Origin of the sequence: uncultured Algibacter sp. (assembly GCF_963976535.1) — a bacterium.
Taxonomy (GTDB): Bacteria; Bacteroidota; Bacteroidia; order Flavobacteriales; family Flavobacteriaceae; genus Algibacter_B.
In genome coordinates this window covers 17,736-28,227 of sequence record NZ_CAXBLF010000046.1, presented here as the reverse complement: position 1 = coordinate 28,227, position 10,492 = coordinate 17,736, and the positions used below count along the sequence as shown (strand labels likewise).

The following is a 10,492-nucleotide window of genomic DNA, read 5'->3' as shown; positions in this document are numbered from 1 at the left end:
TTACATTATCTAATACCAATCCTTCTAATGGCGTTTTAACTATTAATAATAACGATACTCCAGATAATTTTATAGATGATACTGTAGTCTATACACCAAATGCTGGTTTTTCTGGAAATGATTCTTTTGAGTACACCGTATGTGATGCATTAGATTCGAACAATTGTGACACAGCGATGGTGGTTATTACTGTTGAAGAAAACACAACTGGTATAGAAGATGAATTTTCTACTGAATTAAAAGCTTTCCCATCAGCTTATGGTGGCGGTGCATACGCAACTGGTGGTAGAGGCGGAACTGTTTACCATGTTACAAATCTAGCAGGCGATGCTTCAACAGGTTCTTTTAGGTGGGCGTTAAATCAGCCCAGACCTGCTATTATTGTTTTTGATGTGTCTGGAACAATTGACCTTTTATCTACTACTAATATATCAGGTCAAGATTTAACTATTGCAGGACAAACAGCCCCAATAGGAGGAATAACAATTACATCTTCAAATGGTTCCAGGTTTAAAGGGCAAGCTTGTAACAATATTATTATTAGATATATCAGAATCAGACCATTTGAATCTGGTAATGATGCATTTGAGTTTTACGGTAGTAGTAGCGGTGCTTATAATATTATTATGGATCATGTGTCTGCTAGTTATGGGGGTGATGAAACAGTAAGTTTGCGAGGGGTTTTAACACATAATGTAACCTATCAAAGAATGTTAATAGCTGATAGTAAAACAGGTTCTTTGTTTGGGGATTCTGATGTTTCCGCAAATAGTTGGGATAATAGCTTTTTAAACTCTTTGTTTTGGAATGTATCACATAGACATCCTAACACATCGAGCGACAGCAGAGTTGATATTATTAACAACGTTATACAAAACCACCAATATAGATTAACTACTCTTAGAGGAGACATTCAGTTAAATCATATTAATAATTATTATGCTATGGGTGGAAGGACTAGCTTAGAAGGTGGTGGTTCACAAAAGGAATTAAATACAATTATAGACCCAAACAATGATTCAGCACAAATTTATACAGCAGGGAATATAGCTGATAAAGGGCAGTTTACAGACCCATTAGCTGATAACAGGGTATTGTGGGTAAACTTAGACGGTGGAGCGCAGACAACATACGCAGATGCTTCAAACTTCACAAGCACTCAATATACATTAATAGGTGCTCCTATGCCAATACAAACAGCTACAGAAGCTTATACTGATGTAATAGCAGATGTAGGTGCAAACGCTAGTTTAAATGCAGACGGTACAATATCAACTTATCTTGATGCTAATGATACAGCATACATAAATATTATGAATGGTGGTGAAGGTTCTTATGAAGCCTATACAATGGAAAGTTCTATCCGTAGTTGGTTTGATGAACAACGCTATGCTGATTTTGTTGCTAGTGTGAGCAGTACACCTATTAATACAAGACCCGCAGGATATGATACAGATAATGATGGTATGGCTGATATTTGGGAAAACATGTATGGGACTAATCCAAATTTAGCAGACAACAACGGCGATAAAGATGGTGATGGTTTCACTAATTTAGAAGAATTTCTAAATTCAGTAGACAAGAATTAAATAAGTGTCGTAAATAAAATTTTGTTATTCGGGTTTGGATAAATAAATTTATCTAAACCCGAATTCATTATACCACTTACTCAAAACATATAATTTCCAAATATTTTCAGTATGGTCATGTCTTTTAGACATGTGTTCATTCAATATTTTCTTAAACTTCTCAATATTTAAGTTTGGTACTTTGTTTAAAAAGTCATCATTCAACGCTGAAAGAAATTCTTCTTTTAATTCGCTTCGCATCCAATCGCCAATTGGTACTGCAAAACCCTTTTTTGGTTGGTCAAAAACTTCTTCTGGTATATATTCTTTTAGTATATCTCGTAAAATCTTTTTCTGTCTGCCTTTTTCATATCTGTAAGACATGGGTAAAGATCTAGCAAACTCAATAACTCTAAAATCTATAAATGGGCTTCTAACTTCAACAGAATAAGCCATACTTGCACGATCTACTTTAGCATTACTATCATTTTCTAACCATAGTTTAATATTCAAATCGGCTGCTTTTTGTAAAAAGTTTGAAGACCATTTTTTGTAGCCTTGATAATACTTCATATACTCTTGTTTCTTCTCTTTCAATAAAAAACCTTTTCTAGAAAAAATATTTTCAATAAAGTCATTTTTGGTTTTGGTGTTTAGTGCATTTCTGACTCTATGAGAATTTAATCCAAAAAAACTTAGTAAAGCAGGTTTTGATAAAAATTTCCTAATACCATAAGGAATATTCATTATAGTTTCATTTCTGTCAAGCGATTCAAAATGATGATACCCCATAAAACTTTCATCTCCACCATCGCCTGAAAGTGCCACTGTAACATGTTCAGTTGTAACCGAATTTAATAATAGAGAGGGTAATGCAGAACTGTCAGCAAAAGGTTCATCGTAAACCTCCACAAGTTTGGGTATTAACTTAAAAATGTCTTCTGTACTACAAATAGTTGTTTTATGATTTGAACCTATTATTTTAGCATATTGTTCGGCAATTTTACTTTCGTCATATTCTGGATCTTTAAATCCTATCGAAAAGGTATTTATAGGTGTGTCTGATACTTTTGCAGCAATACTAGATATTAATGCGGAATCAATACCTCCAGATAAAAAAGAACCTATAGGAACATCTGATTGAAGTCTAATTTTTACCGCATCTATTAATAAATCATGAAGTTCAATTTTTGCATCTTCATAAGGAATATTTCGAGTTTTCACATAATCTAAATTCCAATATTCTTTAATTACAAATTCTTTAGAATTTAAATCTATTTTCATGAAATTCCCAGGAGGAAGTTTATGAACATTCTCAGCAATGGTATATGGGCTAGGGATAAACTTGCAATCCAAAAACATTGAAACGGCTTCTTCGTTTATTTTTTTATTCTTAAGTAATGGTCTTATTTGACTGCAAATTTCAAATTGAGCATCCTTCCAATAATAATAAAACGGTTTTACTCCTAATCTGTCTCTTGCTGAAAATATGGTATTACTTTTTGTATTATAAATGCAAAAAGCGAACATGCCATTTATTTTTTGGAGTATTCCCTCTCCCCATTCCTTATACCCTATTAAAAGTACTTCTGTATCACTTTCTGTCTTGAAATTATGCCCTTTTTTTAAGAGTTCATCTTTTATATCTTTATAATTGTAAATTTCACCATTAAACACGATATGAAGATTTTCGTGAATCATAGGTTGATGAGATCGGGCATCTAAATCTAAAATAGAAAGCCTTAGATGCCCGAGCGTGAGATTATTTACTTTTTTTATATCTGTATAATCAGGACCTCTAAAAGAAATAGAATCTAATTTTTCTTTTACAAGATTTTCTTCGAAAGGAATATTAGTTAAGTATATACCGCACATGCTTATTTTTTCTGTAAAGCACGCATATATTTTTTATAAATGCAATATAATAATTAGAAAATCTTTAAAAAGAGTAAAAGTTGTGTTATGATGTAGAAGCTAGTTTAGTCTAAAACTATTTCTTTTAATTATTCCTCATATTTTCTTTATTTAAGCTTGTTAAATTTAGCATCCAAATTCAAGGTTTTCTCGTTATTTTACTATAGATGGCTAATTATAATTTTGCATGCTAGATTGTTGTGTTAGATATCGATAATCTACTATTTTTTCTGTTTTAAAAAAGTAAGAATGTAGTTAACCGATTTTAATATGGCTTTTAGCGAATTAACCTAATTCTAATCTTTTTGCATTAAAACAATTACTAAATTTACACTGTTAAACAGAATTGAATTGATTAATAGCATTATTGATTTAATTGTATTAAAAGGTAAATTAAATATATTTCAAGACTCTCAAATTTAATCTATACATCTAATTAGGTTAGTTTATAAATATTTTTAAAGCGTTTAATACAAGTTTTATTTTAGCTATTAATATAATAATTGATTTTGTTACTTATGCAAGAGGGAATATCCGAAATTTATTTTTATGCTATTAAACAGTGTAGTTTGTTTAACTATGGTGATAAGCTTATATGTCTAATTTGAAAATTAAATTTAAGTGTTGACTAAAACAAAAATATATCTTTCATCACCACACATGGGAGGCTCGGAGCAAAAATATGTTGATGAAGCTTTTTCAACAAATTGGATAGCTCCACTAGGCCCTAATGTAGATGGTTTTGAGAATGATTTGAAAAACTATTTGGGAGGTGGTAAATATGTTGCTGCACTAAGTTCAGGAACTGCTGCTATTCATATAGCTTTACAATTGCTTGATGTGTCGCAAGGCGATGAAGTTTTATGTCAAAGTTTTACATTTTCAGCTTCCGCTAATCCAATTATTTATCAAGGCGCAACACCTGTATTTATTGATAGTGAATCTGATACCTGGAATATGTCTCCTGAGTTACTAGAAATAGCTATTAAAGATAGAATTGAAAAATATAAAAAACCTAAAGCTATAATTGCAGTTCATTTATATGGTATGCCATATAAAGCTAATGAAATTAATGCAATAGCTAAAAAGTATGATATCCCTGTTATTGAAGATAGTGCTGAGGCCTTAGGAAGCACATATTTTAACCAAGAATGTGGTACCCTTTCAGATATGGGAATACTATCATTTAATGGTAATAAAATAATTACAACTTCTGGTGGTGGCGCCTTAATTCTAGGCACTGATAAATTAAAAGAGAAAGCTGTTTTTTTCTCAACCCAAGCAAGAGATCATGCGCCACATTATGAGCATTCCTCAATTGGTTTTAACTACAGAATGAGTAACGTTTTAGCTGGAATAGGTAGAGGGCAAATGGAAGTGATTGATGATAGGGTGGAAGCGAGAAGAATGAATTTCGATTTTTACAAACAGCATTTATCTCAATATAAAGAGATTACTTTTTTAGAAGAACCCGAAAATTTCTTCTCAAACAGATGGATTACTTGTATTGAGACTGCATCATACGAACTTAGAGAAAAATTAAGATTAGAATTATTAAAAGACGATATAGAATCTAGACCACTTTGGAAGCCCATGCACATGCAACCCGTTTTTAAAGGTTATTTGCATTTTACTAATGGCACATCCGAGAAACTTTTTGAAAAGGGACTTTGTTTACCAAGTGGATCTAACTTAAGTCAAGATGACCTTCTAAGAATACTTAATAATATTATAAATACCCTCAAATTATGATAAATAACTACTTTGCCTATTATTCACAAAAATATGCCTCTAAATGGCTTGTATTTGGAATTGACTTATGTTTAATTCTAGCTACATTCTTTTTAGCTTATTTTATAAGATTTAATTTTACACTTAATTTTGATATAAATCAATTTTTCTTTCAGATACCATTTGTTTTAGTAGTATCCGCTCTAAGTTTTTTAGTAATTGGTTCTTTTAAAAGTGTTATTAGACATACCGGGTTTACGGATGTTGTGAACGTATTTAAATCTATAGCTTTAATGTCTTTAACTTGTGCTGTTGTCATTTTGTTAAATAGACTTACAGGTGTGGTACCAGGATTTACAATTCCGCTTTCAATAATAGTTATTCATGCTTTGTTAAGTTTTGTAGTGCTTAGCGCTTGTAGATTACTTTTTAAGATGACTTACAAATACTTTAAATGTAAATTATTGTTAACAAAAAGAGTATTAATTTATGGTACAGAAGATTCAGCGATTATAACTTATAATGCGCTGCTAAGTAATGCAAGAACAAGTTTTAATATCATAGCCTTTGTTGATGATGATGTTAAAAAGCATGGAAAATTAATTAATGGAGTGCCCATTATATCTTATGCGCATTTAGATGAAAATTATATGACTTCAAATGATATAGACGAAATTATTGTAGCCCATTATAATGTAGACACTAATAAATTGATGAAACTTTTTGATAACTTATCTGATTCTGAAGTTAAAGTTACAAAAGTACCACCAATTGAACAGTGGGTTAATGGGGAGTTAAGTGCTAAACAAATTAAGCAAGTACAAATTGAAGACTTATTAGGACGAGCACCAATTGAAATTGATAACCCTAATCTATTAAACGAATTTAGAGGTGAAACAGTTCTTGTTACTGGTGCTGCAGGATCTATTGGTAGCGAATTAGTAAATCAGCTTTCAAATTTTGACGTTAAACATTTAATTTTAGTTGACCAAGCTGAATCTCCTCTTTATGATGTACAACAGGATTTAAAGCGAGATGGAAAACATAATTATACTGCCATTGTTGCTGATATAAGAGATGGCTTGAGAATAGATGCTATTTTTCAAAATCATAAACCAACTATGGTATTTCATGCTGCTGCATATAAACATGTACCACTGATGGAAAAAGCGCCGTATGAAGCTATAAAAATAAATGTTAACGGAACAAAATTACTAGCAGATACTGCATCGCGCTACAATGTTAAAAAATTCGTTTTTATTTCCACAGATAAAGCTGTTAACCCAACAAGTGTTATGGGAGCAACAAAACGAATGGCAGAAATGTATATCAGTTGCCTTCAAAAAGAAAGTAAAACTAAGTTTATTACGACACGTTTTGGTAATGTTCTAGGTTCTAATGGTTCCGTTATTCCTTTATTTAAAAAGCAAATAGAAGCTGGTAGTGCTTTGACGTTAACACATAAAGATATTACTAGATTTTTTATGACTATTCCTGAAGCTTCTCAGTTAGTGCTTGAAGCAGGAACAATGGGAAAAGGTGGTGAGATATTCATATTTGATATGGGAGAATCTGTAAAAATCTATGATTTGGCTAAGAATATGATTAAGCTTTCAGGCTTAAGATACCCTGAAGACATTGATATTAAAATTACCGGATTAAGACCAGGTGAAAAATTATATGAAGAATTATTAGCTAATGGAGAAAACACATTATCTACTTATCATAAAAAAATATTAATAAGTAAAACTAGAGAATTAGATTACGCCAGTATAAAGTCTGATATTGAAGAGCTATGTATAACAAATCGTTTTCAAAATAATAACATTGTTATGAAAATGAAGAGTTTAATACCTGAATATAAATCTAATAATTCAGAATACGAAAAGTTTGATACCAGAGTTCAAATCTATAAAAAAGCTAAGGGTATCATAGAAAATAATTCTAAGGATTCTAAAGTTTTTAAGTCTGTTCAATAGAATTTTATTTTAAATCTCGTATTTTACTCCCCAAATCCATATAACATGATATTTAATTATATTAAAACGAAGTTTACAATAACGGGTATAATTTTATTACTTTCATTGTCATCATGTGTTACTAAAAAAGAAGTTATATATTTTCAGAATGCCAAAGATTTCGAAACCGTTGTTGATACAGATACATTCGCCCCTAAATTTAAAGTAAACGATATCGTAAGTGTATTCGTTTCAACTTTTGATATAGAAGCGGTAGCTCCTTTTAATTTGTACCTAGGCGGAAGCACAAATTCAAACCCACAACTTATAGATTATTTAGTTGATATTGATGGTAATATAGATTATCCTGTCTTAGGTAAGGTTAAACTACTTGGTTTAACAGTCGAAGAAGCAAAAATATTATTCAAAGAAAAACTTTCTTTATATCTTAAAGATCCAATAGTTAATATACGAATTCTAAATTTTAGAATTTCTATTATAGGAGAAGTGAGATCACCCGGAAGATATGATGTCTCAGGTGAAAGAATAACAATACTAGAAGCTGTCGCTTTGGCTGGTGATCTAACCATTAAAGGGAAAAGAGAAAACATATTAGTTGTCAGAGATTTTAATGGAACAAAAACCTATACAAGAGTTGATTTAACTAATAAAGAATTATTTAATTCTCCAGTATATTATTTAACTCAGAACGACGTTGTCTATATTGAACCCAATAACTCCGCTAGAAGTAGTGCTTCTGGCGATTCTAGAATTGGAACGATTATTAGTATTACATCTTTTTTAGTGACTACTGCATTAATATTCGTAACACGAAGATAGTTTATAAATTTAAACATGAATAAAATAAATTCTGTGAATCCAACAGATAGTTTTGACTTAAAAAAAGAAATTGGAGCATACTTAAAACAATGGAAATGGTTTGTTTTAAGTGTTATAATTTGTATCGCATTTGCTTTTTTTTATTTAAGATATTCAACACCTGACTACAATGCCAAGGCAACGATTATGCTTATGGAAAATGATAATGGTTCTAACCCAGCTGAAGCAGTCCTTAGGGATATGGGTCTATTATCCAGTGCCGATAGTGAACTGATTGAGGATGAGATTGAAGTACTAAAATCGCGAAAGTTAATGGAAGGGGTTGTGAAAAAATTACAATTAAATAAACAGTTCTTTGCTAAAGGACGACTTCATGATACTCAATATTTTCCTATAGATAAATCACCCATTAAAGTTAATTTTATTGAGCAGGATTCTATTATTTATGAGTCAGATTTTTATTTTAGTATATTAATTACATCAGAAACAACATTTGATTTTATATATGAATCAAAACAAAAAGAGGAGATTATATTAAAAAAAATGTTTTTTGGAAAAAATGTTTCAACCCCAATAAACGATATTATAGTGACCCCAAATACTGAGAATTTATTAAATTTAGTTGGACAAACTATTAATGTAAAAATTATTCCTTTAGATAAAGTAGCTGAGAGATATAAAAAAGTAATTCGAATTTCATCAGTAGCTGAAGGATCCAAAGTAATCAATTTGTCTTTAAATGACCCTTCTGGTAATAGGGCTGTTGCCGTTGTTAATAATTTGATTGCAGAATATAATAGAGTTTCTATTGAAGAGAAAAGTGCCAAGTCTAATAATACAGCAGATTTTATTAATAAAAGAATTGATTTGATAGAGACAGATCTTTCAAAAGTTGATGATGAAATTGAGTTATTCAAAACTGGAAATAAATTAACTAATATTTCATCTGAAGCTGATTTATATTTAGAATCAAATGCACAAACAGAACAGCAATTAGCTACTAATAGAACAGAATTTAGTAAGATTAATTTCATGAAGAATCAAATAAATGAAGATTCTTTTGCACGAATTCCATCAAATATAGGTTTATCTGATGATTCTATGAATTTGATTGCTAATAAGTATAATGAACTTTTAGATAATAGAGATAGACTTTTAACGAGTTCAAATGAAAAAAATCCAATAATAGTAAATTTAGATCAACAATTAAATACTCTGAAAAATAACCTTCGTGAAAGTTTAGATAATTCATCAAAAACTTTGGAGCTTCAAATTAGGAGCTTAGAAAATCAATCAGCTAAAATTAGTTCAAAAATTTATGCAGTACCTGGGCAAGTTCGTAAATCAAGAGATATTGAGCGAGAGCAAGGAGTTAAAGAAACTTTATATCTGTATCTTTTGCAAAAAAGGGAAGAGGCTACCATTTCACTAATATCGACGTCACCAAATGCAAAAGTTATAGATGATGCACATACAGATTATATTGTTGTATCACCAAAAAAAACTATGGTGTATTTAGCTTCTATTATGGTTGGAATACTTATTCCTTTTGGTTTTATTTATATTAAAGAATTATTGGACACAAAAATCCACAATAAAGAAGATTTAGAAAATGTTATTAAAAACATCACAGTTTTAGGAGAAGTTCCAAGAGTATCCAGAAATGACAACGGTTTAATTCAGCGCAATGACAGATCTATTTTATCAGAATCTTTCAGGATTATAAGAACAAACTTTGATTATATAAGGCGCAGTAAAAACGTTGAAAACTATAATAACGTTGTTTTCGTGACGTCAACCATAAACGGTGAGGGTAAGTCTTTTATTGGCCTAAATATGGCGCTTACTATTGCTAATACAGGTAAAAAAGTCTTGCTACTTGGTGCTGATATTAGAAACCCTCAAATTTATTCAGCAATTAAGAATAAAAAAGATAAAAGTACTGATAGAACAAAGTTAGGATTAACTGATTATTTAGTTGATAAATCTGTTGAAATATCTGAAACAGTTAATACCTATAAAATAAACGATTTAGGTATTGATATTTTACTTTCAGGTAAAGTACCACCAAACCCTGCTGAATTATTAATGAGTGAAAGAATAAAAGACTTATTTGATAGCGTTTCAGAAAACTATGATTACGTTATTGTAGATACAGCACCATCAATGCTCGTTACTGATACATTATTAATTAGCCAATACGCAGGTCACACAATATATGTAACACGAGCAGATCGTACAGAGAAGAAAATATTAAATTTTGCGAAACAGTTACATGCAGAAAATAAACTTAATAACATGATGCTTGTTGTTAATGATGTAAAACAGTCTAATTTTGGTTATGGTGCGAAATATGGATATTATGGTAAGCCAAAGAAGAAAGGGTTTTTTAGTAGATTTAAAAAATCTTAAAAAAAAATCATATAAAGAGACTGTCTGAAAAGTCATTCTCAGTGTCAGTTTGAGCGCAGTCGAAAACCT

The 10,492-nt window shown here is 30.5% G+C and carries 6 protein-coding genes; 5 read left to right on the top strand and 1 reads right to left on the bottom strand.

Going from position 1 to position 10,492, the window contains the following annotated elements; genetic code table 11:
• On the top strand, positions 1-1,589 hold a 1,589-nt coding region (locus AAC024_RS12030; RefSeq protein WP_339895698.1), incomplete at its 5' end, for an Ig-like domain-containing protein.
• Positions 1,590-1,637: 48 nt separating this feature from the next.
• On the opposite strand, the gene asnB is transcribed toward AAC024_RS12030, so the two are convergent.
• Positions 1,638-3,443, bottom strand: coding sequence for an asparagine synthase (glutamine-hydrolyzing) (gene asnB / locus AAC024_RS12025; RefSeq protein ID WP_339895696.1), 1,806 nt, complete (start codon positions 3,441-3,443; stop codon positions 1,638-1,640).
• A 660-nt stretch (positions 3,444-4,103) separates the two neighbouring features.
• Here asnB and AAC024_RS12020 point away from each other — a divergent pair.
• From AAC024_RS12020 to AAC024_RS12005, 4 genes are read left to right on the top strand one after another with little or no spacing between them, the layout of a single operon-like run.
• A complete protein-coding gene (locus AAC024_RS12020) occupies positions 4,104-5,234 on the top strand; it encodes an aminotransferase class I/II-fold pyridoxal phosphate-dependent enzyme (protein ID WP_339895694.1) in 1,131 nt (376 codons plus the stop codon).
• On the top strand, positions 5,231-7,192 hold the full coding sequence (locus AAC024_RS12015; protein ID WP_339895693.1) for a nucleoside-diphosphate sugar epimerase/dehydratase: 1,962 nt from the start codon (positions 5,231-5,233) through the stop codon (positions 7,190-7,192). The genes AAC024_RS12020 and AAC024_RS12015 overlap by 4 nt, the downstream gene beginning before the upstream one ends.
• 45 nt (positions 7,193-7,237) lie before the next feature.
• A complete protein-coding gene (locus AAC024_RS12010) occupies positions 7,238-8,011 on the top strand; it encodes a polysaccharide biosynthesis/export family protein (RefSeq protein WP_339895692.1) in 774 nt (257 codons plus the stop codon).
• Between the two features lie 15 nt (positions 8,012-8,026).
• Positions 8,027-10,423 carry a polysaccharide biosynthesis tyrosine autokinase gene (locus tag AAC024_RS12005; RefSeq protein WP_339895691.1) on the top strand — a complete coding sequence of 799 codons (2,397 nt, stop codon included), beginning with the start codon at positions 8,027-8,029 and terminating at the stop codon, positions 10,421-10,423.
• The last annotated feature ends 69 nt before the right edge of the window (positions 10,424-10,492 follow it).